Source organism: Pseudomonas japonica (assembly GCF_900188455.1).
Taxonomy (GTDB): Bacteria; Pseudomonadota; Gammaproteobacteria; order Pseudomonadales; family Pseudomonadaceae; genus Aquipseudomonas; species Aquipseudomonas japonica.
In genome coordinates this window covers 65572-92548 of sequence record NZ_FZOL01000002.1, presented here as the reverse complement: position 1 = coordinate 92548, position 26977 = coordinate 65572, and the positions used below count along the sequence as shown (strand labels likewise).

Genomic DNA, 26977 nt, shown 5'->3' with positions numbered 1-26977 from the left:
GGTCAAACCAGAACGCGGAACGCCTCCGCTATAGGATTTGAGCATGCCCTTGCTCCGAGTCTTGTGTTTGCTTGGAATGTTGTCAGTTACCCCGGTTCACGCAGAAAAGCTTCGCCTGGTCGCCGATGCCTGGCCACCGTTCACCGACGCCACCCTCGATCGCGGCGGGCTGGCTACCGCGCTGGTCAAGGCGGCGCTGGAGCGCGCCGGCTATGCCAGCGAATTCGAACAGGTACCCTGGGCACGGGCGCTGATGGGGATCAGCGACGGGCGCTACGACGTGCTGGTCAACGCCTGGTACAACGATTCGCGCACGCGCATCGGCCAGTTCTCTGGCGGCTACCTCACCAACCGCATCCGCCTGCTCAAGCGCAAGACCGATGCCATCCGGTTCGAACGCCTGGCCGACCTTTACCCGCACCCCATCGCCGTGGTCCGTGACTACGCCTATTCCGCCGATTTCGATAGCGATGCGCAGCTGCAGAAGGTACCGGTGCGCAGCTTCTCCGTGGCCATCGGCATGCTCGCCGCCGGCCGCGTGACCCTGGCGGTGGAGGACGAATACGTCGCCAGCTGGTTCCTGCAGAAGGAACACGGCAGGGCCAGGGACATGGTGGAGTTCTTCGGCAAGCCGGTCAGCGAGAACGACCTGCATATCCTGGTCAGCCTCAAGCATCCGCGGCATGAGCAGATCGTCGCGGCCTTCGACCAGGCCATCGGCGCGATGAAGGCCGACGGCAGCTATGCGCGGATCCTCGACAGCTATGCCCTCAAGCCGGCGGTGGCTCCTTGATCAGGTGCGCGGCGAGGGTGCGCAGCGGACCGAGGTGACGGGCGATCAGCGCCAGTTGGGTCTGCACCGTCCGCAGGTTCTCGTCCATCTCCTCGGGCATCTGCTCCAGTTCGCCGGCAAGGGTTTCCTCGGCGTCGCTGTGGATCGCCACCGGTTTCCTGCCGGCCAGGCCGCTGGCGATTTCGTCCAGGCTCTCGGCCAGCTTCGCCCCGGCGCTGTCGATCAGTTGTTCGCGGGCCTCGCCGGGCAGGGGGCTTTCACGGTGCGCGCCAAGGGCCGAGAGGTAGCTGAGCAAGGTGTGCGAGAGCACCAGGAAGCGGAAGCCGACATCCGCTTCCTTACGGAAATGCCCCGGCTCCATGAGCATGTTGGCCAGGGTGGTGGACAGCGCCGCGTCGGCGTTGTGCGCGTTGCGCCGGGCCAGGCGGTAGGCGAGGTCGTCGCGCTTGCCCTGGGCGTACTGCTGCATGATCTGGCGCAGGTAGACGCTGTTGCAGGTGAGGGTGTTGGCCAGCACCTTGTTCAGGCGTCGGCCCTGCCAGTCCGGGAGGAACAGGAACACCGCGGAAATGGCGATCAGGCTGCCCACCAGGGTATCGAACAGGCGCGGCAGGAACAGACCGTAGCCGTCACCGATCTGGTTGAAGCAGAACAGCACCATCAGGGTGATCGCCGCGGTGGCGAGGGTGTAGCGGGTGGTGCGGTTGACGAAGAACACCACCCCGGCGGCCACCGCGAACAGCGACTGGATAAGCGCATTGGGGAACAGGTCGAACAGCGCCCAGCCGACGGTCAGGCCGATGGCGGTGCCGATGATCCGCTGCACCAGTTTGCGTCGTGTCGCCCCGTAGTTGGGCTGGCAGACGAACAGGGTGGTGAGGATGATCCAGTAGCCCTGGGTCGGGTGGATCAGGTGCACCATGCCGTAGCCGACCGCCAGGGCCAGCGGCAGGCGCAGGGCATGGCGGAAGATCAGCGAGGTGGGCGTCAGTTGCTGGCGCAGGCGATTCCACACGTCCGCCAGGTTGCGCGGCGAGCGGTCGAGCAGGCTCGGATCGGTGTTGTCGGCCAGGCTGTCGGGATTGCTGGCGTCGCTGAGCAGACGGTCGAGGGTCGCCAGGTTGGCCGCCAGGGCGCGGAGCGAGCGAAGCAGGCCGCGCCAGGCCGGGTTGCTCTGGATGCGCAGGTGTTCCAGCGAGGCATGCAGGTCTTCCAGGGCCTCGGCGAAACCGCTGTTGTAGACGAACGGCTGGCGCATCTGGATCGACCCCGACAGCTCCTGGCAGGCCTTGCCCTGCTGGCGCAGCAGGCGCTGGCAGCGGAACAGCACATCGCTGTGGAAGAACGCCTCGGTCAGGGCGTTGTAGGGGTAGTGCGAGGAACTGGCGCGCTCATGGATGTCCTGGGCGAGGAAGTACAGCTTCAGGTAGCGACTGACCTTGGAGCTGGGCCGGCCGTTGCCCACCCGGTGCAGGATGATTTCCTTGGCGCTGTTCAGCGCCGCCACCACCTTGCCGTTCTGCTGCGCCAGTTCCAGGCGCCGCGCTTCCACGTCGAGGCCGCGGATCGGCTCGAACAGGGTGGCCTTGAGCTTGAGGTAGATACCCAGTTCGCGGAACAGCCGGGCCAGGCTCTGCTGCACCGGCTGGTTGGAAAACAGCGCCTGCCACAGCACCGAGAGCAGCCCGTACCACGCCGCGCCGGCCACCAGCAGCAACGGTTCGTGCCAGAAGTCGGCGACCTCTCCACCGCGCTGGTCCACGCCGATCATGGTGTACACCGAGAGAATCAGCGTGGCCTGGGCGATCGCCCCGTAGCGTTCGCCGAGGGCGCCGAGCATGGTCAGGCAGAACGCCGCCAGGGCCATGGCGCTGACGAAGATCCACGGATAGGGGAACAGCAGCTCCACCGCCAGCGCGGCGACGGTGAAACACACCAGGGTCACCGCCAGCGCGTTGAGGCGGCCCTGCCAGCTGTCGTCGGTCTCGGCCAGGGCACTGGCGATGATGCCGAGGAACAGCGGGATCAGCAGGTTCATCTGATCCTGGAACCAGCACAGCGCCATGCTGCCGGTCAGGGCGATCAGGACCCGGATGCTGTAGCTGAATTTGTCCAGCGCCCACAGACGACGCAACGATTGGCTGAAAGAAGAGGACGACATGGTGGACGGCGGGCCTGCTGGGCGGGGTCTGGAGTGAGCGGTCACCGCGACGGCAAACCGTCGCGGTGGTCACGTACCAGCAAAATGCGTTCCGTGATGGAGGCTGATTCTAGACGAACTGCGCCGCGGCGTAAGCGCAGGCCCAGGCCCACTGGAAATTGAAGCCGCCAAGGTGGCCGCTGACGTCCAGCACTTCGCCGATGAAGTACAGGCCCGGGCTTTTCAGCGACTCCATGGTCTTCGACGACACCTCGCGGGTGTCCACTCCGCCCAGGGTCACTTCGGCGGTGCGGTAGCCCTCGGTGCCGGCCGGCACCAGTTGCCAGTTGCCCAGCTTGTCGGCGACCTGGGCCAGCTCCGCCGGGGTGTACTGCTTCATCGGCTTGGAGACGAACCAGGTTTCCGCCAGCAGGTTGGCCATCTTCTTGGTGAAGATTTCGCCGAGCAGGGTCTTCAGCTCGCTGTTGGGGCGTTCGGCCTGCTGCTGTTGCAGCCAGGCGAGGGCGTCGTGGTCCGGCAGCAGGTTGATCTCGACGGTGTCGCCGGCTTCCCAGAACGAGGAAATCTGCAGGATCGCCGGGCCGCTGAGGCCGCGGTGGGTGAACAGCAGGTTTTCCCGGAAGCTGGTGCCATTGCAGCTGGCGATGCAGTCCACCGAGGTGCCGGACAGCTCGCCGCACAGGGTCTTGAGCTGGTCGGTGATGGTGAACGGCACCAGGCCCGCACGGGTCGGCAGCACGTTGTGGCCGAACTGGCGGGCCACCTGGTAGCCGAAGCCGCTGGCGCCGAGGGTGGGAATCGACAGGCCGCCGGTGGCGATCACCAGCGACTGGCACTGGTACGGGCCGGCGCTGGTGTTCAGCAGGTAGCCGTGTTCGAGCTTTTCGATGTTTTCGATGCGGGTATCCATGCGCAGCGTGGCGCCGGCGCTGTCGCACTCGTCGAGGAGCATCTGCAGGATGTCGCTGGACTTGTTGTCGCAGAAGAGTTGGCCGAGTTTCTTCTCGTGATAGGGCACGCCGTGCTTGGCGACCATCTCGATGAAGTCCCACTGGGTGTAGCGGGCCAGGGCGGATTTGCAGAAATGCGGGTTCTGCGAGAGGAAATTGCCCGGTTCGGTGTACATGTTGGTGAAATTGCAGCGGCCGCCGCCGGACATGAGGATTTTCTTGCCGGGTTTGTTGGCGTGGTCCAGCAGCACGACCCGACGGCCGCGCAGGGCGGCGGTGCGGGCGCACATCAGGCCGGCGGCGCCGGCGCCGATGATGATCACATCGGTGGAATGCATGGTTCTTCTCTTGACTGGGACCGCGTTGCGGTCCTTCGCGGGCGAGCCGCGCTCCTACAAAGGTTGCGCGGGCCCGATTTTCTGTAGGAGCTGGCTTGCCTGCGAAAGGCCTGCAAAGCAGGCCCAACGGCATTCAGATGATCCGGACCTTGAGCGCGCGGCCCTTGATCTTGCCGCTGTTCAGCCGCTGCATGGCCTGCTTGGCCACCTCGCGCTCCACCGCCACGAAGGCCTGGAAATCGAAGATGGCGATCTTGCCCACCTGCTTGCCGGCGATCCCGGCATCGCCGGTCAGCGCGCCGAGAATGTCACCCGGGCGCAGCTTGTCCTTGCGCCCGGCGGCGATGCACAGGGTCGACATCGGCGGCACCAGCGGCTCGCCACCCTTGCTCTTCAGGCCGTCCAGCTGTTCCCAGCGCAACGGGGCCTTCTGCAGGGCTTCGATGGCCTGGGCGCGATGGCCCTCGGCCGGGGCCACCAGGCTCACCGCCAGGCCCTTCTCGCCGGCCCGGCCGGTACGCCCGACGCGGTGCACATGAATCTCCGCATCGCGGGCCAGCTCGACGTTGATCACCATGTCCAGGGCGTCGATATCCAGGCCGCGCGCCGCCACGTCGGTGGCCACCAGCACCGAGGTGCTGCGGTTGGCGAACACGGTCAGGACCTGATCACGATCGCGCTGTTCCAGGTCGCCGTGCAGGGCCTCGGCGGCGATGCCCTTGCTCTTCAGGTGGTCGACCAGCTCCTGGCACTGCTGCTTGGTGAAGCAGAACGCCACGCAGGACTGCGGACGGAAATGCCCGAGCACGCGGGTGACGGCGCTCAGGCGGTCTTCGGCGTCGATCTCGTAGAAGTGCTGTTCGATCTGGCTGTCGCTGTGCAGCGCCTCGACCTTGACCTGCTGCGGGTCGCGCATGATCGACGAGGCCAGTTGCTTGATCCCCGCCGGGTAGGTGGCGGAGAACAGCAGGCTCTGCCGGCGCTTCGGGGTCTGCCCGACGATATCGGCGATGGCATCGAAGAAGCCCATGTCGAGCATGCGGTCGGCTTCGTCGAGGACCAGAGTGTTGAGCCCGTCCAGCACCAGGGTGCCCTTGCTCAGGTGCTGCTGCACCCGGCCGGGGGTGCCGACGATGATGTGCGCGCCATGCTCCAGCGAGGCGATCTGCGGACCGAGGGACACGCCACCGCACAGGGTGAGGATCTTGATGTTGTCCTCGGCGCGGGCCAGGCGGCGCAGCTCCTTGGCGACCTGGTCGGCCAGCTCGCGGGTCGGGCACAGCACCAGCGCCTGGCAGCCGAAGTAGCGCGGGTTGATCGGGTTGAGCAGGCCGATGCCGAAGGCGGCGGTCTTGCCGCTGCCGGTCTTGGCCTGGGCGATCAGGTCCTGGCCCTTGAGGATGACGGGCAGGCTCTGGGCCTGGATCGGGGTCATCTCGGTGTAGCCGAGGGCGTCCAGGTTGGCCAGCATGGCGGCGGACAGCGGCAGGGTGGCGAAAGCGGTGGCGTTGGTGGTCACGAGGCGGGCCTGCAAAACAAAATGTCGCGCAGTGTACCAGCCCCATGGCCATTCGCCCTACGGCTCGATCTCCGCTTCCTGACGAGGGGCACGTCGTCCGTCTGTCTTCGCCAACTGAAGGAAAATGGCCGCCGCGAGCATCGCCATCAGGCCGATGGTGACGAAGGTCAGCTGGAACGCGCCCAGGGTGGTTTCCACGCCGTCGGCGCTGCCCGCCGCGGTGAAACCGCCGAGCAGGGCGCCGGCGCAGGCCACGCCAAGGCTCAGGGACAACTGCGCGACCACCGACAGCAGGCTGTTGCCGCTGCTGGCGCTGGCGTCGTCGAGGTCGATCAGGGTCACGGTGTTCATCGCGGTGAATTGCATCGAGTTGATCGCCCCGAGCAGCGCCAGTTGCACCAGCAGCACCGCGTGCGGCGTGCTTTCGTCGACCAGGCCGAGGCTGGCCAGCATGAGCCCCAGCAGCAGGGTGTTGCCGGTGAGGATGGTGCGGTAGCCGAAACGCTCGATTAGCGGCCGGGCGATGGACTTGGCGAGCATCGCCGCGGCGGCCAGAGGGATCATGCTCATCCCCGCTTCGGCCGGCGAATAGCCCAGCGCCACTTGCAGCAGCAGCGGCACGAGGAAGGGCAGGGCGCCGCTGCCGAGGCGGGCGAAGAGGTTGCCGAGGATGCCCACGGAGAAGGTCCGCACGCGGAACAGGCGGGGCGAGAACAGCGGGTTGTCGATGCTGCCCGCGCGCAGCCAGTAGGCGGCCAGGCAGGCCATGCCGGCGAACAGCAGGAGCATCACGCGCAGGTGCGGCAGGTGCAGCTCGCCGAGGCCTTCCATGGCGATGGTGATCAGCACCATCGCCGCGCCGAACAGGACGAAGCCGACGCTGTCGAAGCGGGTGCGCGAGGTGCCGCGCAGATCGGGGATGAACTTCCACACCGCGTAGCAGCCGACGGCGCCCACCGGCAGGTTGAGCAGGAAGATCCAGTGCCAGCTGAGGATTTCCACCAGCCAGCCGCCCATGGTCGGGCCGATCAGCGGACCGAGCAGGCCGGGGATGGTGATGAAGCTCATGATCCGCACCAGCTCCGAGCGGGGGTAGGCACGCAGCACGACGAGGCGCCCCACCGGCAGCATCAGCGCACCGCCCAGGCCCTGGATGACCCGTGCCGCCACCAGCATGCCGAGGCTGCCGGCCAGGGCGCAGAGCAGCGAGCCGAGGCTGAACAGCAGGATGGCGCCGAAGAAGATCCGCTTGGTGCCGAAGCGGTCGGCGATCCAGCCCGAGGCGGGAATCAGCAGGGCCACGGTGAGCATGTAGGCGATGATCACCGACTGCATGCGCAGCGGGTCTTCCGCCAGGTCGCGGGCCATGGCCGGCAAGGCGGTGTTGAGGATGGTGCCGTCGAGGGACTGCATGAAGAAGGCGATGGCCACCACCCAGGGGATCCAGCGGGCGGTGGTGGGGTCTAGTGAGGCGCGGTCCGGCATGGAATGTCCTTGGGTGCCTTTGGGCCTGCTTTGCAGGCCTTCGCGGCGGTTCGGCGCCCCGACAAGCCACGCTCCTACAGGAGGTCGCGATCTATCTCTGTAGGAGCGTGGCTTGCCCGCGAAGGGCCGCAACGCGGCCCCTTGTTCACAATGTGAGGGTCAGCCGTTTGACCAGCGCCCCCGGCAAATGATTCGACCCGGTCTGCCGCTGCCTGTAGGTGCGGGTCGACAGCACCAGCTCGCGCTCGCGGGTCAGCGCCTCCAGGTTCGATCCGAGCAGGCTGTACAGGCTGTCGTCGAAGCGCATGGTGCTCACCGGCGCCTGGATCTGGCCGTCCTCCACCCAGAAGGTGGCGAAGCGGGTCAGCCCGGTCATCCGCGCGGCTGGCTGGTCCGAATAGTTCAGGTACCACAGGTTGCTGATGTACAGCCCGGTGCCCAGTCGCGCCAGCACCTGGTCCAGCTCCAGGTCGCCGCCGGCCATGCTCAGCGCGGTGGGCGCCTCCCAGGACTCGGCACCGTTGGCCTGGCGCTGGAATTCCGCGGCGCTGCGCGCGCTGGTCAGACTGTCCCGTACCGCGCCAGCCTCGATCAGGGTGACATCGTCACGCGGATACCCCTCGCCGGAAAACGCCGGGCAGATCGAGCCGCTGACCTGTTCGCTGAAGCTCACCAGCGGGCTCAGTGTCGCTTCGCCGGCATGCAGGCGCTGCAGCGGGCTGTGCTTGTTGGCGATGGCCTGGGTCGAGAAACCACCCCAGCCGAGCAGGTCGACGATCTCGTCCATCGCGCCGGGGGCAATAAAGGCGCGGTACTGACCCGGCGCCAGGACCTTCAGCGGCCGGCCGAGGTAGTCGAGTTGTTCGCGGGCCTGGGCCAGGCGCGCGGCGAACTGCTGCTCATCCCAGACCTGCCCGCCATAGGTGGTCTTCACCGCCTGGCCGTTGGCGTGGAACAGGCTCCACTCGAAGCTGAAGCTGTTCGCCTGGTGCCAGCCGAAGGCACCGAACGAGCTGGCGAAGCCGCGGCACACTGGACCTGCGACATAGAAACCGACCAGGTCCAGGTTGCCGGCACCGGCCTCGATCTGCTCCAGCGCCCGGGCAAAGTCGGGCAAGGGCTGGTCCTGGCGATGCTCGCTCGCCCAGACGCTGTCGTTGAGCAGCAGATAAGGATCGGTGGGAATCAGCGGCAAGGTCTGGCGCAGTTGCTCCAGCGCTTCTCCCAGGTGCGGCAGGTCGGTTTCGGCGTCGCCGCTCAGGGTCAGGTCCAGGTCGGCCTGGCGACCGTCGGCGATCAGGCGCAGGGTGACGCTCGACTGCCGCACCTCGCCCGCCTGGCGCACCTTGGCGTGGTTGAAGCGAACGAACTGCGAATGTTCCCCGGCAAAGCTCAGGGTGAAGTGCTCGGTAGCCCGCACGTTGGCGCGCAGCCAGGCGACCAGGGTCTGGAAACCAGGCAGGAATTGGTCAGCCATCAGGCATCCCCTCCGAATACGTCGATCTGGCTGAACACGCAGGCCGGCGAGGCATGTCCGACCCGCACCACCTGGTTCGGCTCGCCCTTGCCGCAGTTCGGCGTGCCGAGGACCTGGAAGGTGCCGGCATCGCCGACGGCACTGAGGTTGCGCCAGAAGTTGGCGGAGATGCCGCGGTAGTTGGGATTCTTCACCACGCCCTTGAGTTCGCCGTTCTCGATCAACTGGCCCCACTCGCAGCCGAACTGGAACTTGTTGCGCGCGTCGTCGATGGACCAGGAGCGGTTGGTGCGCATCAGGATGCCGTGCTCGATGCCGCCGATCAGTTGCTCCAGGGGCTGGTCCCCCGGCTCGACGTTGAGGTTGGCCATGCGGTCGATGGGCGCGCGGTTCCAGTTGCAGGCACGGCTGTTGGCGACCCCGTCCAGCCCCGAGCGGAACTGCGACAGCGCGCCACCCAGCGGGCGCACCAGCAGGCCATCGCGGATCAGGAACTGCTTGGTCGCCGGCGTGCCGTCGTCGTCATGGCCATAGCTGGCCAGTTCTTCGCGCAGGGTCGGGTCGAAGGTCACGTTGAGCAGTTTCGAGCCGTATCGCAGATGGCCGAAGTCCTCGGCCTTGACGAAGCTGGTGCCGGCGAAATTGCGCTCGTCACCGAGGATGCGGTCCATCTCCAGCGGGTGGCCGATGGATTCGTGGATCTGCAGCATCATCTGGTCCGGCATCAGCAGCAGGTCGCGGGTACCGCTCGGCGTGTTGGGCGCCAGCAGCAGTTGCAGGGCTTCGTCGGCGATCCGCGCCCCGGCGCCGATCAGGCCGCTGCGCTGGATGAGCTCGGGGCCGCCCTGGCGACCGAAGTTGTCGTTGCCGAAGGTACGGGTCTGGCTGTCGCCATTGCCGAAGGCGGTGACGCTCAGGCCGGGGAAAACGAAGCGCTGGGCCTGACGCAGCTCGGCGCCGGCGCTGTTGAAGTAGATCTGCTCGACGCTGCTCAGGCCGAGGCCAACCTGCCAGTTGACCAGGCGCTCGTCCTTCGGCACCGAGTTCGACTCCCGGTCGAGGAGTTCGTAGCACTCGGCGAGGGACGGGAAGGCCTGCTCCAGATCGGGCGAACAGTAGTCGGCGCGGGCGGTGGCGACGGGCTGGTCGCGCAGGTCCAGCAGGGAATACCTGGCGATCTGCCGGGCCAGCGCTTCGGCGCGGTCCAGTGCCTGCTGCAGACCGGCCCGGGACAGATCGGCGGTGGCCGCGTAGGCCTCGACGCCATTGACCCGCACGGTGAGCATGGCGCCTTCGTCGCGCCCGAGGCTGGGCGGCTCGGCAACGTTCTTGCGCACCGACAGGTGCTGACGGGACTGACGCACATGGCGCAGGGAGAAAAACTCGCCGCCGCTGCGCAGGCTGTCGAAGCGCTGGCGCAGCGACGCGGTGGAATCGAACATGAACGGGCCTCCGGATGGCGGTGGCCCTGATTCAGAACCACTCCTCATGCATGCCCGGGCAGGTGTCGTCCCGTGCTTCGAGCAGCGTGATGTCATTATGGCAGGGTGGTACTTCCCAGGTGAGGAAGAATCGCGCCGCCTGCAATTTGCCGCGATAGAAGTCACGGTCTGCGTCGTTGGCCGTGGCGAGGCCTTCTTCGGCGCGGATCGCCTGCTCCAGCCAGCGCCAGCCGATCACGCAGTGACCGAAGGCTTTCATGTACAGCGCCGAGTTGGCCAGGGCGGCATTGACCTTGCCGCTGGCCAGATCGCCGAGCAGGCCGAGGGTCACCGCTTGCAGACGGGTGAGCAACTGCTCCAGCGGCTGGCGCAGGGCGTCCAGACCGGGGAAGCGATGGGCGCGCTCGCAGGTGCCGGCGATCAGCCGCACCAGTTGCTTGAGCCCGGACCCGCCGTTCTGCGCCAGCTTGCGCCCGAGCAGGTCGAGGGACTGGATGCCGTGGGTGCCTTCGTGGATCGGGTTCAGGCGGTTGTCGCGGTAGTACTGCTCCACCGGGTATTCCCGGGTGTAGCCATGGCCGCCGAGGATCTGGATCGCCAGTTCGTTGGCCTTGAGGCAGAACTCCGAGGGCCAGGACTTGACGATCGGGGTGAGCAGGTCGAGCAGTTCGTGGGCCTGCTGGCGCGCCTCCGGTGTTTCGGCGGTCTGGGTGTCGTCGAACAGCCGCGCCGCGTACAGGCCGAGGTCGAAGGCGCCTTCGACATAGGCCTTCTGCGCCAGGAGCATGCGTTTCACATCGCTGTGGGCAATGATCGGCACGGCGGCGGTGGACGGGTCCTTGTTGTCCGGCAGGCGACCCTGCGGACGCTGGCGCGCGTAGTCGAGCGAGTACAGGTAACCGGCGTAGCCGAGCATCACCGCGCCCATGCCGACACCGATGCGCGCCTCGTTCATCATCTGGAACATGCAAGCCAGGCCCTGGTGCGGCTTGCCCACCAGATAACCGACGCAATTGCCGTTGTCGCCGAAGTTCAGCGCCGTCGAGGTGGTACCGCGCCAGCCCATCTTGTGGAACAGCCCGGCCAGGGTCACATCGTTGCGCGCGCCGAGGCTGCCGTCCGGGTTGACCAGGAACTTGGGCACGATGAACAGGGAAATGCCCTTCACCCCGGGCGGCGCGTCCGGCAGCTTGGCCAGGACCATGTGCACGATGTTTTCCGACAGCGGATGGTCGCCGCCGGAAATGAAGATCTTGTTGCCGCGCAGGCGGTAGCTGCCATCGGCGGAGGGCTCGGCGCGGGTGCGGATATCGGCCAGGGAGGAGCCAGCGTGGGGCTCGGTCAGGGCCATGGTGCCGAAGAAGCGCCCGTCGATCATCGGCTGCAGGAACAGGCGTTTCTGTTCCTCGCTGCCAAAGCTCTCGATCAGGTTGGCCGCGCCCATGGTCAGGAACGGATAGGCCGTGGTTCCGGCGTTGGCCGCCTGGAAGTGGGCGAAGCAGGCCTGGGACAGCAGGGTCGGCAACTGCATGCCGCCCACGTCGAAGTCGCGGTTGGCGTTGAGGAAACCGGCTTCGAGAAACGCATCCACCGCCGGCTTCACTTCCGGAATCAGGACCGCCTCGCCGTTCTCGTAGCGCGGCTCGTTCTCGTCGCCCTTGCGGTTGTGCGGGGCGAAGTACTTCTCGGCGATGCTGCGCGCGGTGGACAACGCCGCGTCGAAGGTCTCGCGACTGTGCTCGGCGAAGCGCTCGCGACGGGTCAGCGCCTCGGCATCCAGCACTTCATAGAGTTCGAACGCCAGGTTGCGGGCGCTGAGCAGGGTCTCGGTCATGGCGGCGGTCCTTTGATTCGGGGTGGGGCGAGTCTAGGAAGGGGGGTAGGTGGGGCGCCAGTATGATTGATGGGGATGATGACAAGAGACAGGGAAGGGTCATACAGGATCCTGGGAAAACTCCTGTTTTTATAGGGGCAGGTTCTGAGCTCAAATTTCCGTCTTTACGTGTTAGGAACTGACGGAATGAGGAAATTAGTCCATTGGATGGATTTGAGGCATGAAGATCCAGATAGAATCGAAAGTCCGTTCTTCGCAGAGCCCCGAGTCGAGGATTTGCTTATGTCGCGGGGGCGCCTGGATGGACTTGATGAACTTCTGAGGTCATGTGGGGTTTATTCACTTTACAACTTTCCACCCGAGAGCAAGAGAGAGGTTCTTGCAAAAATAAGAAAGGGTGACTGGCTTTTGATTACTGAAAGACCGGTGAAGCCACTTGTTAGTTATCCTGATGATTATTACCCATGGTTGTCCATGGTGCTTGCGCGGAATCGGGAAGAAGGTTCCGTTGGAACGGGGATGGTTCGTACTGAGCAACAAGGGCCTGGAAAATGGAGAACAGTAAATGTCAAAAAACATGCTGGGGTAAATGTCGCTGTGATCTTCTCGAACCGTATTACATCCATGGGTGATGAGGGCCGCTTATTCGGGTCTGATGGCAAGGACTTTGCGAATACCGTGCAAACAGTGACACAGCAGTGGGTTCCCTTGGATGCCCACGATGCTTACATGAAGCACAGCTCTGTAGTTCGTATCTACGGGGTGACAAGAAACATAGAGCAGCGGTACCTGGAGGGAGATGACCATTGGCAGATTAGCGGTAAATCATGGCAATGGACCCCGGCTGTGGCGAATGAAGTTTACGAGGCCCGAGGGGGAGGAAATTGAGGTCGTTCACCAGTAAGGTTGCGCGAAGAACTCTGTTCTTTTGGGGGTTGATGGACGCGATTTTTGTGGCTATCTACGTTCAGGGGTGTCTGCGTCGTGATGAAATTCCTTATGTTACGGATGTATTCAATTCGGTCCGGATGACCGAGGGCTTTGGCGGCTTTGTAGTAGTGCTGGCTGTGTTCGGGGCTGTGTTGCACATTTCGATAGTTTTTAGTTCGATAATGTTAGTTCTCGGGTGGCGAATGGGGGCATATCTGGGGGTGATTCAGGTTCCATTCAGACTGTTTTTTATGTTGCCCTCGTTTTCGTTTTTTTTAATGGTAGTGGCCTATGTCCCGAGCTTGGCTTCCTGGTTTCTGGTCGCTTTCGTAGTCTTGTCGGAGTCTGTAAAAACCTACAGTCTTTGGCGGATATTGAAGTAGAGCCGAATCAGCAGGGCGAGCTCGGGTGCTATCTAACCCCATGAGATCCGGGCTTCGTCTTTGTCGGAAAAATCATTCTTTTTGATTAGAACGGGCTGGCTTCAGTAAACCCGCTAAGCATCGTGAAATGGATCGTCCCATCACGACGGTCCTTTCCATGTCTACAGAGATCATTTCCCCGGCAGTTGAAGTTCAGCCTGCGTTTTTCGTTGTCTCGATTCCGAAGCTGATCCTTATGACCATGTCCACCTGCGGCCTGTATGGCCTGTTCTGGTACCTGCGCAACTGGGAGCTCTACCGCAGGGCCAGTGGCGCCAGGGTCATGCTGCTGCCGCGCATCCTGTGGCCGGAGTTATTTCTGTATTCGCTGTTGAGCCGGGTCGATCGGCGCATTCGTGCTTCGGGGCGAAACTATGAGTGGTCGCCCTGGTGGTTGGCGTGCGGGATGCTGTTGGCGTGGGTGCTTGGCGTCCAGCTGTGGATGGTGTCGCTGCCCATTCCGGGGTGGATTGACGCGGTGCTGATGATGATCGCCCTGTTCCTCCTGGCGCTGGGCGAGGTTCAGCGAGCGATCAACTTCTGCGAAGGCGATCCGCAAGGGGGCGGGAATGCGCAGCTCACGGCGGTGAACTGGTTGTGGATATCCATATTCACATCAGGCTGGATTGTTCTCGGGTATTAGGGGCACCCAGCACGTCACTCGAATCTTTCGGCTTTTCCCTTTGACCTATCGGATTGGGCCTACAGCAATTTATCGAGGAGAGGTATTTGATGGCCGCCCGTTTATCACAAGGAAATTTTCATGTCGACGTGCAGTATTGCCCCCGATATCGATCACGATAATCCACGGCAGCCGATGTTCTTCGTCGTGTCGATCAACAAATTGATCACCATGAGCCTGCTGACGACCGGTGTTTATCTCTTTTATTGGTTCTACAGGAATTGGGCCATTTACCGGGCCGCTACGGGAGAGCGCGTGATTCCTTTGTTGCGCGCCATCATTCCTGTGCTTTTCATCTACCCGTTGCTGAAAAGGATCGATCAGGGATTCAGGCAGTCGGGGCGGGAGTTTGCATGGTCGCCTTTGAACCTGGCCTTGACCATGTGGATGATCGTCATTATCAGCCTGGCTTCGGGAGCCATGACGCCCGAGCCAATAGGACAACTGCAGCATGATGCGCCTCTTCATCTGCGCTATTTGATCGAATCGATGCTGCAACTCGGAGCGACTCTCTGGCTGGTGTGCTGCATTCAGCACGTTATCAATGCTCATGAGCAGGATCCGCAAGGGCGTTCCAACTCGGAATTCACGGGTGCCAACAAGGGGTGGATGACATTGGGTGTGGTTATCTGGGTTCTGTACTTCTCCAGTGTCGCCACGCTTCTGTTGCTCGCTTACTTGTAGTGGTGTGCCGATACCCGATTCGCTGGCAATCGAAAACAAAACGGGGCGGGTTTCGCGATATTCCCAAAGGAATCCGCAAAACCCGCCCCGTTTCATTTTCCGGCGACTATCAGCCGATCGTCATCAGGCTCGCATTACCACCGGCCGCAGCCGTGTTCACGCTCAATGCCCGTTCGATCACCAGTCGCTCCAGGGCCACCGCGGTTTCACCCGAGGACAGGCCATGCACGCCGACGATGGCGCCCGGACGCTTGGCGATCTGCTCGCAGATGCCGCGCAGCTGGTCGGAGTCGCCATGGTGCAGGACGGCGTCGAACAGCACGTCGTCCTTGTTCCAGTCGGCCACCAGCTTGATCCGCGCCTGGACTTCCTTCGGCAGGCGCGAGCGCAGGGTCTTGCCCGGTTCGCCGTCGAGGACCACCGCCGAACTGCCCACCGCCAGCACCGCAGCCAGTTGGGTCAGCAGGTCGGCTTCGCTGTCGGCCAGGCACAGCACGTGCTCGCGCGGCAGGATGGTGTAGCTGTTGCGCTCGCCGGTCGGGCCGGCCAGCAGGCGGGTGATGCCGCTCTGCGATTGGCGGGCGAACTGTTCGCAGGTCTGCACCAGGTCGTTCTGCTGGTTCTTCGCAGCCCAGGCCTTGAACGCTTCCAGTGGCTTGAGCAGCGCTTCGCGCAGGCGGCTGTCCGGCGCATTGCCGGCGTCGCCGCGCTGGAACGATTGCTCGATGGCGTCGGCCGGACGGGTCGACAGCAGGCGGTACAGGTACAGCGGGCCACCGGCTTTCGGACCGGTGCCGGACAGGCCTTCGCCACCGAACGGCTGCACCCCGACCACGGCACCGACGATGTTGCGGTTGACGTAGACGTTACCGGCATGGGCGCTGTCGATGACCTTGGCGATGGTCTCGTCGATGCGGGTATGCACGCCGAGGGTCAGGCCGTAGCCAGAGGCGTTGATCTGCTCGATCAACTGGTCCAGGTCCTTGCGGTTGTAGCGCACCACGTGCAGCACGGGGCCGAAGATCTCACGCTTCAGTTCGTCGAAGCTCTCCAGTTCGATCAGGGTCGGCATGACGAAGGTGCCGCGCTTGCATTCGTCGCTGTTGGCCAGGGCGACCTGGTAGACCGAGCGACCTTTCTCGCGCATGCCCTGGATGTGCTTCTCGATGCCCGCCTTGGCTTCGGCGTCGATCACCGGGCCGATGTCCACGGACAGGCGCTCCGGGTTGCCCAGGCGGCTTTCGGCCATGGCACCCTTGAGCATTTCGATGACGCGATCGGCGGAATCTTCCTGCAGGCACAGCACGCGCAGGGCCGAGCAACGCTGGCCGGCGCTGTCGAAGGCGGACGAAACCACGTCGATCACCACCTGCTCGGTCAGCGCCGAGGAGTCGACGATCATGGCGTTCTGGCCACCGGTTTCGGCGATCAGCGGGATCGGGCGACCCTGGGCATCCAGGCGTCCGGCGATATTGCGTTGCAGCAGGCGGGCGACCTCGGTGGAACCGGTGAACATCACGCCCTTGACGCGCTCGTCACCGACCAGGCGGGCACCGACGGTTTCACCGCGGCCCGGCAGCAGTTGCACCACGCCTTCCGGAATGCCGGCTTCGAGCATCAGGCGCACGGCCTGGGCGGCGATCAGCGGGGTCTGTTCGGCCGGCTTGGCCAGGACCGGGTTGCCGGCGGCGAGGGCCGCGGCGACCTGGCCGCTGAAGATCGCCAGCGGGAAGTTCCACGGGCTGATGCAGACCACCGGGCCCAGCGGACGGTGTGCGTTGTTGCTGAAATCGTTGCGAGCCTGCACCGCGTAGTAGCGCAGGAAGTCGACGGCTTCGCGGACTTCGGCGATGGCGTTGGCGTAGGTCTTGCCCGCTTCGCGGACCAGCAGGCCCATCAGCGGCTGGATCTCGGCTTCCATCAGGTCGGCGGCGCGTTCGAGGATCGCGGCGCGCTCGGCCGGTGGCGTGGCCTGCCAGATCGGTGCGGCGTTCAGCGCGCACTGGATGGCGTTGTCGACGTCGCCGACGGTGGCTTCCTGAACATGACCGACCACATCGCGATGGTCCGCCGGGTTGAGCACGGGAGCGGCAGCTTCCTGGCTGGCGGCGCAACCGAGCAGCGGCGCGGCTTTCCAGTCATTGTGCGCGGAGGCCAGGAGGGCACAGGACAGCGAGGCCAGGCGATGCTCGTTGGCCATGTCGATACCGGCCGAGTTGGCCCGCTCGCTGCCATACAGGTCGCGTGGCATCGGGATGCGCGGATGCGGCAGGCCGACGCTGCCTTCCTGGGTGGCCATGCGCTCGATGGTGGCGACCGGGTCGGCGACCAGTTCCTGGATCGAGATCGAGTGGTCGGCGATACGGTTGACGAACGAGGTGTTGGCGCCGTTCTCCAGGAGACGACGGACCAGGTAGGCCAGCAGGGTTTCATGGGTGCCGACCGGTGCGTACACGCGGCACGGACGGTTCAGCTTGCCATCGGCGACCTTGCCCACGACTTGCTCGTACAGCGGCTCGCCCATGCCGTGCAGGCACTGGAATTCGTACTGGCCCGGGTAGTAGTTCTGACCGGCGATCTGGTAGATGGCCGACAGGGTGTGGGCGTTGTGGGTGGCGAACTGCGGGTAGATGACTTCCGGCACCGACAGCAGCTTGCGTGCGCAGGCGATGTAGGAAACGTCGGTGTACACCTTGCGGGTGTAGACCGGATAGCCTTCCAGGCCTTCGATCTGCGCGCGCTTGATCTCGCTGTCCCAGTAGGCGCCCTTCACCAGACGGATCATCAGGCGGTGACGGCTGCGGCGGGCCAGGTCGATGACGTAGTCGATCACGTACGGGCAGCGCTTCTGGTAGGCCTGGATGACGAAGCCGATACCGTTCCAGCCGCTCAGTTGCGGTTCGAAGCACAGGCGCTCGAGCAGGTCGAGGGACAGCTCCAGACGGTCGGCTTCCTCGGCGTCGATGTTCAGGCCGATGTCGTACTGCTTGGCCAGCAGGGTCAGCGACAGCAGGCGTGGGTACAACTCGTCCATCACGCGCTCGTACTGGGCGCGGCTGTAGCGCGGGTGCAGGGCGGAGAGCTTGATCGAGATGCCCGGGCCCTCATAGATGCCACGGCCATGGGAGGCCTTGCCGATGGAGTGGATGGCCTGCTCGTAGGACGCCAGGTATTTCTGCGCGTCGTGCTCGGTCAGTGCGGCTTCGCCGAGCATGTCGTAGGAATAGCGGAAGCCCTTGGCTTCGAACTTGCTCGCGTTGGCCAGGGCTTCGGCGATGGTCTCGCCGGTGACGAACTGTTCGCCCATCAGGCGCATGGCCATGTCGACGCCCTTGCGGATCATCGGCTCGCCGCTCTTGCCGATGATGCGGCTGAGGGACGAGGTGAGGCCGGATTCGTTGTGCGTGGAGACCAGCTTGCCGGTCAGCAGCAGGCCCCAGGTGGCGGCGTTGACGAACAGCGACGGGCTGTTGCCCAGGTGCGGCTGCCAGTTGCCGGTGCTGATCTTGTCGCGGATCAGGGCGTCGCGGGTGCCCTTGTCGGGGATACGCAGCAGGGCTTCGGCCAGGCACATCAGGGCCACGCCTTCCTGGGACGACAGGGAGAATTCCTGCAGCAGGCCCTGGACGATGCCGGCGCGACCGCCGGCACTCTTCTGGTTGCGCAGTTTTTCCGCGATGCCGGCGGCCAGCTTGTTGGTGGCTTCGGCCTGGGCGGCGGGCAGGCGGGCCTGTTCCAGCAGCATCGGCACCACTTCCTGCTCGGGGCGGCGGTAGGCGGCGGTGATGGCGGAGCGCAGGACCGATTGCGGGAGGATGCTTTCGGCGAATTCGAGGAAGCACTGATGGCTGTGGTCGGGCTGCACGTCGCCCGCGTCATCGGCCAGGTTGCCGGGCTGACCATTGAGTTCGGTCAGGGTAGCGCCACCCTCCAGCTTCTCCAGGTAATTGAAGATCGCCTGCTTGATCAACCAGTGCGGCGTGCGGTCGATGGACTGCGCAGCTGCTTTGAGTCGCTCACGGGTCGGGTCGTCGAGTTTGACCCCAAGGGTGGTCGTCGCCATTTCTTATCCTCTTTATTGCCACTGGGCCGTGGCTAAGCTGGCGCCAAGATTAGCCGTGCGCGTTTCCGGGTGCAACCTAGTGCAACCCAATTTTTCGCGAGCGGAGGTGCAACTCGTCATGTCGCGGAAAACCGTACGACTGAAACGGCTTTTATAGGTGCATTCGCTTATGAAAAACGATTTTTTTGCGCCGAAAAGAAGCAAAAAGAGGCTGTTGTCGGATTTTTGGTCAAAGGTGCAACTACCTTTGTAAAAATGGTTGCACCTCGTTTGGGTTGTTGCATAGCATTCGTGGCCTGGGTGCAACCTCGTCTGAGGCTGTCGCTACATAAAAACAAACGCCAGGGCGCAATACATGACAAGCAATCCCATCACGATCACTTTCGTGATCTACATCGCGGTAATGGTGCTGATCGGCTTCATGGCCTATCGCTCCACCAAGAACCTTTCCGACTACATCCTCGGTGGCCGCAGCCTCGGCAGCGTCGTGACCGCACTGTCCGCCGGCGCCTCCGACATGAGCGGCTGGCTGCTGATGGGCCTGCCGGGCGCCATCTACATGTCGGGTCTGTCGGAAGCCTGGATCGCCATCGGCCTGACCATCGGCGCCTACCTGAACTGGCTGTTCGTCGCCGGTCGCCTGCGGGTACAGACCGAGCACAACGGCGATGCGCTGACCCTGCCGGATTACTTCGCCAGCCGTTTCGAAGACCACAGCGGTCTGCTGCGGATCATCTCCGCGGTGGTGATCCTGGTGTTCTTCACCATCTATTGCGCGTCCGGCATCGTTGCCGGTGCCCGTCTGTTCGAAAGCACCTTCGGCATGCCGTACGAGACCGCGCTGTGGGCCGGTGCCGCCGCGACCATCGCCTATACCTTCGTCGGCGGTTTCCTGGCAGTGAGCTGGACCGACACCGTGCAGGCCGGTCTGATGATCTTCGCCCTGCTGCTGACGCCGATCTTCGTCCTGCTGGCCACCGGTGGCGTGGATACCACCTTCCTCGCCATCGAGGCGCAGAACCCGGCCAACTTCGACATGTTCCGCAACGCCTCCTTCATCGGCATCATCTCGCTGATGGGCTGGGGTCTGGGCTACTTCGGCCAGCCGCACATCCTGGCGCGTTTCATGGCCGCCGACTCGGTGAAGTCGATCGCCAACGCCCGTCGCATCTCCATGACCTGGATGATCCTGTGCCTGGCCGGTACCTGTGCCGTGGGCTTCTTCGGCATCGCCTACTTCTCGGCGCATCCTGAAGTGGCGGGTCCGGTCACCGAGAACCACGAGCGCGTGTTCATCGAGCTGGCCAAGATCCTGTTCAACCCATGGATCGCCGGTGTCCTGCTGTCGGCCATCCTGGCGGCGGTGATGAGCACCCTGAGCTGCCAGCTGCTGGTCTGCTCCAGTGCCCTGACCGAAGACTTCTACAAGACCTTCCTGCGCAAGAACGCTTCGCAGGGTGAGCTGGTCTGGGTCGGCCGCCTGATGGTCCTGGCCGTGGCCCTGATCGCCATCGCCCTGGCCGCCAATCCGGAAAACCGCGTACTGGGCCTGGTTGCCTACGCCTGGGCCGGCTTCGGTGCCGCCTTCGGTCCGGTGGTACTGCTCTCGGTGCTGTGGAAAGGCATGACCCGCAACGGTGCGCTGGCTGGCATCGTGGTCGGTGCGCTGACCGTGATCCTGTGGAAGAACTATTCGGGCACCAGCCTGTACGAGATCATCCCGGGCTTCCTCTTCGCCACCATCGCCATCGTGCTGGTGAGCAAGGCCGGTCGTGCGTCGTCCAGCATGGTCGCGCGCTTCGAGAAGGCCGACGCGGACTACCACGCCAACAAGTAACCTGCGTTAGCGTCGTCTGAAACGGCCCGCCTCTTTCCGAGAGGCGGGCCGTTGTCGTTTCGGCGGGCGCAACCTGACGGCGCGTGCCTGAACGGGTAAACTTCCCGGCCCCTCAGGAGTTGCCATGAACTATCGTCACGCCTTCCACGCCGGCAACCACGCCGACGTCTTCAAGCACATCGTGCTGACCCGCCTCATTGCCCTGATGTCGCGCAAGGAGCAGCCGTTCGCCTATATCGACACCCATGCCGGCCTCGGCCTGTACGACCTGCAGGGTGACCAGGCGACCCGCACCGGCGAGTGGATCGAGGGTATCGGCCGGCTCTGGGGGCGCGACGATCTGCCGGAGATCACCGCGGATTACCTGCGCATCGTGCGGCGCCTGAATGCCGATGGCGAACTGCGTTACTACCCGGGCTCGCCGGAGCTGGCGCGGCGCATGGCGCGCCAGCAGGACCGCGTGCTGCTCAACGAGAAGCACCCGGAAGACGGGCGCCTGCTCAAGGACAACATGAAGAAGGACCCGCGCGTCGCCGTGCACCTGGGCGAGGGCTGGCACGTGCCGCGGGCGCTGCTGCCGGTGCAGGAAAAGCGCGCGGTGATGCTGATCGACCCGCCGTTCGAAAAGCCTGATGAGCTCAAACGTTGCACCACCGCGATGAAAGAGGCGATCGCGCGCATGCGCCAGACCGTCGCGGCGATCTGGTACCCGATCAAGGATCAGCGCCAGCTGGTGCGCTTCTACCAGGACCTGACCAGCACCGGCGCGCCGAAGCTGCTGCGGGTCGAGCTGTATGTGCATCCGCAGGACACCCCGGACTGCCTGAATGGCTCCGGGCTGGCCATCGCCAACCCGCCGTGGGGGCTGGAGGAGGAACTGCGCGCGTTCCTGCCGTGGCTGGCCGAGTGCCTGGGGCAGACCGGCGGCAGTTGGCGCATGGACTGGCTGATCGCTGAATGATGTAGCGGGCTTGAGGGCCTTATCGCTGGCTTGCCAGCGATGAGTCCCTCAAGATCAATAAAACTTCAGCATTCCCCCGCAAAACCGGGCCTCCACCGCCCCTCCAATTGCCCACCCGCTTTGCGCTATAATCCCGCCCTTTCGCCGCCGCCCGCCCATGAGGCCGGGGCGCATTTTTACCGAATGAAGAGGCTAGACCCTTGGCATTGACGATTCTTGGCCTGTCCGGCGCCCTTAGCCATGATCCTTCCGCGGCCCTGTACATCGACGGCAAGCTGATCGCCGCCGCTGAAGAAGAGCGCTTCGTGCGCGATAAACATGCAAAGAACCGCATGCCTTACGAATCGGCGAAGTTCTGTCTCGAACAGGCCGGCATCAAGCCGTCCGACGTCGATGTGGTCGCGATCCCGTTCGCTCCCATCAGCCTGTTCGGCAAGGCTCGCTGGCACTACGCCAAGCGCTACTGGTATGCCCCTGACCGCGCCCTCGACGCGATCCTGATGGGTAACCGCCGCTACAAGCGCTACCGCAAGAAGATCGTCTGGTGCCTGGAGCAACTGGGCTTCGATCCGAAGAAGATCAAGATCGAGCCGGTCGAGCACCACCTGGCCCACGCGTCCAGCGCGTATCACTGCTCGGGCTTCAAGGAGAAGACCGCGATCCTCGGGATCGACGGCAAGGGCGAATACGCCACTACCTTCTTCGGCTACGGCGAGAACGGCAAGATCCACAAGCTCAAGGAGTTCTACGATCCGGACTCGCTGGGCGGCCTGTACGGCGCGATCACCGAGTTCCTCGGCTTCGAGATGCTCGACGGCGAGTTCAAGGTCATGGGCATGGCGCCGTATGGCGACGCCAGCAAATATGACTTCTCGCGCCTGGCCAGCTTCGAAAATGGCGAGCTGGTGATCAACACCGAGTACGCCAACGTCATCGGCCTGCGCCGCTACAAAGAGAAGGGCAAGGGCTTCTACTTCTCGCCGAAGCTGATCGAGTGGCTGGGGCCGAAGCGCGAAGGCGACATCGCCGACGAGCCGTACATCCACTACGCCGCGAGCATGCAGGCGCTGTTCGAGAAGCTGGCGCTGCAGATGATCGACCACTACCTGGGCGACATCCTCAAGGAAACCGGCAAGCTGGCCTTCGCCGGCGGCTGCGCGCTGAACGTCAAGCTGAACCAGAAGATCATCGCCCGCCCGGACCTCAAGGAGCTGTTCGTCCAGCCGGCGTCCGGCGACGCCGGTACCGCGGTCGGTGCCGCGGCCTACGTCTCCCACGCCCGTGGTGTGCCGGTGGAGAAGATGGAGCACGTCTACCTCGGCCCGTCCTACTCCAACGAAGACGTGATCGCCGCCTGTGCCCGTCATCCGAGCGCGCCGAAGTGGCGCAAGATCGACGACATGCCGGAGCGCATCGCCAAAATCATGGTCGACGGCAATCCGGTGGCCTGGTTCCAGGGCCGCATGGAGTTCGGTCCGCGTGCCCTTGGCGGTCGTTCCATCATCGGCTGCCCGAGCGTGCCGGGCGTGGCCAACCGGATCAACGAGCAGATCAAGTTCCGCGAGCGCTGGAGGCCATTCTGCCCGTCCATGCTGGACACCGTCGGCCCGCAGATGATCAAGGTCGACCACCCGGCGCCGTTCATGACCTTCACCTTCGAAGTGGCGGAAGAGTGGAAGACCCGTGTGCCGGAAGTGGTTCACGAAGACGGTACGTCCCGTGCCCAGGTGCTCAAGCGCGAGTACAACCCGCGCTACTACGACATGATGAAAGCGCTGGAAGTCCTGACCGGCAACGGTGTGTCGCTGAACACCTCGCTCAACCGCCGTGGCGAACCGATGATCTGCTCGCCGACCGACGCACTGAACATGTTCTTCGGTTCCGACCTTCAGTACCTGATCATGGAAGACATTCTGGTGGTGAAGGACGGCGCGAAAGCCTATGACACGCTCGACTGACAAGCGCGTCCTGCAGTTCTGCCATGGCTATGACGGGCCCTTTCTCGATTGCGCCCGTCAGTACGCCAGCCTGTTCGCCGGCAGCGGCTACAAGGTCACCACGGTATTTCTCACTGGCAAGGCCGATCCCCGGGTCGCCGAGGGCTGCGCCAGTGACGAAGTGCTGTTTCTCGAATTCAGCTCCAGCGCCATTCGTGGCCTGAAGCTGGGCGCGATCGCCGCGCTGCGCAGGATCGTGGCGGCGCGCGACTTCAGTTTCTGCATCGCCCATCGTTTCAAGCCCGTCTACATCGCACTGCTGGCCACGCGTCTGGCGGTCATTGGCGTGCATCACGCCTTCGGTGACTACCAGCGCGGCAGCCGCCAGTTGCTGGCCAACCTGTTCAGCAAGCGTCTGAGCCTGCTCGGGGTGTCCGACGCGGTGCGTGACGACATGCGCCGCTCGCTGAAAAAGTGGCCGGCCGAACGCATCCAGACCCTGTACAACCGCATCGATATCGAAGCGCTGCAAGGCCAGCTGGTGCCCGCCGCCGAGGCGCGCGCGGCGCTGAAGCTGGATCCGCGGGCGTGGATCGTTGGCAACGTCGGGCGCCTGCATCCGGACAAGGACCAGGCGACCCTGTTGCGCGGGTTCGCCCAGGCCCTGCCGAACCTGCCGGCGGGTGCCCGTCTGGCGATCCTCGGCAAGGGGCGCCTCGCCGACAAGCTGGAGGCCCTGGCCGCCGAGCTGGGCATCGCCGGGCAGGTAGACTTCCTCGGCCAGGTGACCGATGCCCGGCGTTACTTCACCGCGTTCGACGCTTTCGCCCTGAGTTCGGACCACGAGCCGTTCGGCATGGTCCTGCTGGAAGCCATGGTGGCCGGTGTGCCGGTAACGGCGACCGCCTGTGGCGGTGCACCGGAAGTCGTCGAGGGTGTTGGCGTGCTGTTTCCGCTGGCCGATCCTGCCGGGCTGGCGCAAGCGCTGCAGGTGCTCGCCGGGATGGATGACGGGCAACGCCAGGAATGTCGCGCCCGTATGCTGGAACGCCTGCGTCAGCGCTTTTCCGACGAGGCGGTACGCGACGTTTTCTGGCGCTTGCCCGCTGTCGTCGCGCTGACCGCGGAGGTCTGATGCTCAACTCTATTCAAGGCTGGCGCGAGCGTGGCTGGAGCGTCATCGACGCACGCACCTACGAACAGACCTGGTCGCGCTTCGGCGGCAGCGTCGCGACTCACCCACTGGTGGTCGCGCAACTGGCGGAGATGGCCGATATCCCGGTGCGCTACCTGGCCTGGCAGCACTCCGGCGAGATCCAGGCGGCGATCCCGACCTGGGGGCGTTTCCTGGCCCTGTCCAAGGACGTGCTCAAGCGCAAGGGCAAGAAAGGCCTGTTCGACCTCGGCAACGCCGAAATCATCCTGCCGGCCGCCGACACTGCCCAGGCGCCGCTGCGCCATGCCGCGCGCTACCTCTCCGAGCTCAACCAGGGGCGTTTCGTCGGGCTCAAGCCGCAGACCGAAGCGCTGGCCATGGCCCGCCAGCCGGAAGAGCTGTCGAAGAAGTTCCGCTACAACCAGCGTCGCGAACTGCGCCTGCTGGAAGAGGCGGGCGGTGTGGTCAAGCCGATCCAGGATTTCGACAGCGCGGAAATCGCCGCGATGTACTGCGATCTGTTCCAGCGCCGCTGGGGTTTCCCCGCCACCGGTGCCGAGCACATGGCCGAGGCGGTCGAGCGCCTGCGTTCCCTGCTGATCGGCTCGGTGGTGTTTCTCAATGACACGCCGATCGCCATCCAGCTGGTGTACCGGGTCGAAGCGCCGCAGTGGGTCAGCGTCGAGTACATCAACGGCGGCGTCGACCCCGAGACCCGCGAGTTCAGTCCCGGCAGCGTGCTCAGCTTCCTCAATACCCAGAGCGCCTGGGAAGACGCGCGGGCGCGCAACAAGCCGCTGCGTTTCTCCTTTGGTCGTGCGGATCGCGAGTACAAGGACCGCTGGTGCAACCCCGTGCCGGTGTTCCAGCTGTGAGCCGCAAGCAGCAATTGCTCCGGCGCCACCGGCGCAACAAGCGCGTGGCGCTGCTGGTCGGCCTGGTGCTGCTGGTCGCCGTCGGCGTGCTGGTGGCCTGGTGGGTACCCTTGCTGCTCGCGCTGGTGGCGTGGGTCGCCCACGAAGCCTGGTTCGCCGATCACCTGTTCTACTCGCCCGCGCAGGATTATCGCTATCGCTTCCCGGATGATTGCGAGCAGCCGGTGCGTTTGCGCGAGGGGCGCCTGCACACGGAGCAGCCGTTGCTGCTGGACGGCACTGAAACCCTGATCCTCCAGGTTCGGCTCAAGAGTAGCTGGCTGGGCCGCTTCCTCGATCCCGGGGTGTTCCTCGGCAGCGGCGAAGCCCGCGACCTGCAGACCTTCGAACGCGGCGTGAACGGGCTGCGCTATCTCAACCTCGGCGGCATGGGGGCCGCGCTCGACGAGGGTGGGCTGGCGCTGCGCGGGCATCGCTGCCGGTTGCTCGGCGAGCCGAAGCTGTGGGTCATCCGTCATCCCGACTATCGTCGCCAGCGGGTGATGGTCATCGCCCCCCACGCCGACGATGCGGAACTGGCGGCCTATGGCCTGTACAGCCAGGCCGAGGAAACCTGGATCGTCACCCTGACCGCGGGCGAGATCGAGGCCGAACACTATCAGCAGATGGGCCTGGCGCCCGCCGCCGCGGCACAGCTCAAGGGCCGCCTGCGCGCCTGGGACAGCATCGCGGTACCGCGCTGGGCCGGGGTTGCCGAGGCGCGCTGCGTGCAATTGGGCTATTTCTGCCTGCAACTGCCGGCGATGCAGGCAGCCCCCGATCAGCCTGTCGGCTCCCGCGAAGCCGATACCAGCGATACCCGGCCGTTTCGCCAGTTCAACCACCAGGCCTTGCCCGGCGACGATGGCGTGCCGAGCTGGAACAACCTGCTGGCCGACCTGCGCACGCTGATCGCGACCGCCAGGCCGCAGGTCATCGTGCTGCCGCACCCGCTGCTCGATCCGCATCCGGATCACCTCTGTGCCCAGCAGGCGGTGGTCGAGGCGCTGCAGGGTCTCGACTGGCAGCCGGACACCTTGCTCGGCTATGCCAATCACCTGCATGACAACGACCGTTGGCCCATGGGTGATACCGGTACCGGGGTAGCGCTACCGCCGGTTACGGAAGGCGACGATCTGTGGCTGCCCTGCAGTCTGTCGCTGGACCCTCGGCGCCAGTGCGACAAAGCCATGGCGCTGGGTATGATGCATGACCTGCAGCCGCGGCCGCCGTTCAAGCGCCGCCTGCGCAGGGTGTTGCAACGCCTGCTGGCGGGGCGGCGGGGGTCGACGTTCGGTGAAAACGAGTTCTTCCGCAAAGCAGTGCGCCGTCACGAACTTCTTTGGGTCGTGAAACGAAAATAAAGAAACAGGGACTTATCGTTGTACGAAA

18 protein-coding genes are annotated in these 26977 nt (G+C 64.5%); 10 read left to right on the top strand and 8 right to left on the bottom strand.

The genetic code is table 11. The annotated features are described in order from the left end of the window. The first annotated feature begins 43 nt into the window (after positions 1–43). Complete coding sequence (locus CHB99_RS02660) at positions 44–793, top strand: substrate-binding periplasmic protein (RefSeq protein ID WP_042120390.1); 750 nt, start codon at positions 44–46, stop codon at positions 791–793. On the opposite strand, the gene yccS is transcribed toward CHB99_RS02660, so the two are convergent. The 7 genes from yccS to CHB99_RS02625 all read right to left on the bottom strand — a co-directional run bounded on the left by yccS (position 771) and on the right by CHB99_RS02625 (position 11999). Further along, positions 771–2954: a YccS family putative transporter gene (gene yccS / locus CHB99_RS02655; protein ID WP_042120388.1), complete on the bottom strand. Its 2184-nt coding sequence runs from the start codon at positions 2952–2954 to the stop codon at positions 771–773. The genes CHB99_RS02660 and yccS overlap by 23 nt on opposite strands. A gap of 109 nt (positions 2955–3063) precedes the next feature. After that, a complete protein-coding gene (locus CHB99_RS02650; protein WP_042120386.1) occupies positions 3064–4242 on the bottom strand; it encodes a BaiN/RdsA family NAD(P)/FAD-dependent oxidoreductase in 1179 nt (392 codons plus the stop codon). A 133-nt stretch (positions 4243–4375) separates the two neighbouring features. Continuing rightward, positions 4376–5713: an ATP-dependent RNA helicase DbpA gene (dbpA, locus tag CHB99_RS02645; protein WP_245655562.1), complete on the bottom strand. Its 1338-nt coding sequence runs from the start codon at positions 5711–5713 to the stop codon at positions 4376–4378. Positions 5714–5818: 105 nt separating this feature from the next. Continuing rightward, positions 5819–7246, bottom strand: coding sequence for a multidrug transporter subunit MdtD (gene mdtD, locus CHB99_RS02640; protein WP_042120384.1), 1428 nt, complete (start codon positions 7244–7246; stop codon positions 5819–5821). A gap of 145 nt (positions 7247–7391) precedes the next feature. Further along, positions 7392–8723, bottom strand: a complete 1332-nt coding sequence (locus tag CHB99_RS02635) for a TldD/PmbA family protein (protein ID WP_042120382.1) — start codon at positions 8721–8723, stop codon at positions 7392–7394. Then, positions 8723–10165 (bottom strand): TldD/PmbA family protein, encoded by a 1443-nt coding sequence (locus tag CHB99_RS02630; RefSeq protein WP_042120379.1) that lies wholly within the window; start codon positions 10163–10165, stop codon positions 8723–8725. Before CHB99_RS02630 ends, CHB99_RS02635 begins: the two co-directional genes overlap by 1 nt. Positions 10166–10196: 31 nt before the next feature. Next, a complete protein-coding gene (locus CHB99_RS02625; protein ID WP_042120377.1) occupies positions 10197–11999 on the bottom strand; it encodes an acyl-CoA dehydrogenase in 1803 nt (600 codons plus the stop codon). Between the two features lie 186 nt (positions 12000–12185). Here CHB99_RS02625 and CHB99_RS29395 point away from each other — a divergent pair, with 186 nt between their 5' ends. From CHB99_RS29395 to CHB99_RS02610, 3 genes are all read left to right on the top strand, one after another. After that, a complete protein-coding gene (locus CHB99_RS29395; protein ID WP_141137234.1) occupies positions 12186–12887 on the top strand; it encodes a hypothetical protein in 702 nt (233 codons plus the stop codon). 552 nt (positions 12888–13439) lie between these two features. Next, positions 13440–13994, top strand: coding sequence for a hypothetical protein (locus CHB99_RS02615; protein ID WP_042120373.1), 555 nt, complete (start codon positions 13440–13442; stop codon positions 13992–13994). Positions 13995–14114: 120 nt separating this feature from the next. Beyond that, positions 14115–14717 (top strand): hypothetical protein, encoded by a 603-nt coding sequence (locus CHB99_RS02610; protein WP_042120372.1) that lies wholly within the window; start codon positions 14115–14117, stop codon positions 14715–14717. A gap of 109 nt (positions 14718–14826) precedes the next feature. Here CHB99_RS02610 and putA read toward each other — a convergent pair whose 3' ends face one another. After that, the gene (gene putA, locus CHB99_RS02605) at positions 14827–18780 is read right to left on the bottom strand and encodes a trifunctional transcriptional regulator/proline dehydrogenase/L-glutamate gamma-semialdehyde dehydrogenase (protein WP_042120370.1); all 3954 of its coding nucleotides are present in this window, start codon (positions 18778–18780) and stop codon (positions 14827–14829) included. 355 nt (positions 18781–19135) lie between these two features. On the opposite strand from putA, the gene putP reads away from it, so the two are divergent. The 6 genes from putP (at position 19136) to CHB99_RS02575 (ending at position 26949) form a co-directional block, all read left to right on the top strand. Further along, positions 19136–20617 (top strand): sodium/proline symporter PutP, encoded by a 1482-nt coding sequence (putP, locus tag CHB99_RS02600; RefSeq protein WP_042120368.1) that lies wholly within the window; start codon positions 19136–19138, stop codon positions 20615–20617. A 124-nt stretch (positions 20618–20741) separates the two neighbouring features. Further along, entirely contained in the window at positions 20742–21578 is an 837-nt protein-coding gene (locus CHB99_RS02595; RefSeq protein WP_042120367.1) for a 23S rRNA (adenine(2030)-N(6))-methyltransferase RlmJ, read from the top strand. Between the two features lie 200 nt (positions 21579–21778). Continuing rightward, complete coding sequence (locus CHB99_RS02590) at positions 21779–23536, top strand: carbamoyltransferase family protein (RefSeq protein ID WP_042120365.1); 1758 nt, start codon at positions 21779–21781, stop codon at positions 23534–23536. After that, complete coding sequence (locus CHB99_RS02585; RefSeq protein WP_042120363.1) at positions 23520–24650, top strand: glycosyltransferase; 1131 nt, start codon at positions 23520–23522, stop codon at positions 24648–24650. The genes CHB99_RS02590 and CHB99_RS02585 overlap by 17 nt, the downstream gene beginning before the upstream one ends. Next, positions 24650–25546: an antimicrobial resistance protein Mig-14 gene (locus tag CHB99_RS02580; RefSeq protein WP_042120361.1), complete on the top strand. Its 897-nt coding sequence runs from the start codon at positions 24650–24652 to the stop codon at positions 25544–25546. The genes CHB99_RS02585 and CHB99_RS02580 overlap by 1 nt, the downstream gene beginning before the upstream one ends. Next, a complete protein-coding gene (locus tag CHB99_RS02575) occupies positions 25543–26949 on the top strand; it encodes a PIG-L deacetylase family protein (protein WP_042120359.1) in 1407 nt (468 codons plus the stop codon). The genes CHB99_RS02580 and CHB99_RS02575 overlap by 4 nt, the downstream gene beginning before the upstream one ends. Positions 26950–26977: the final 28 nt, after the last annotated feature.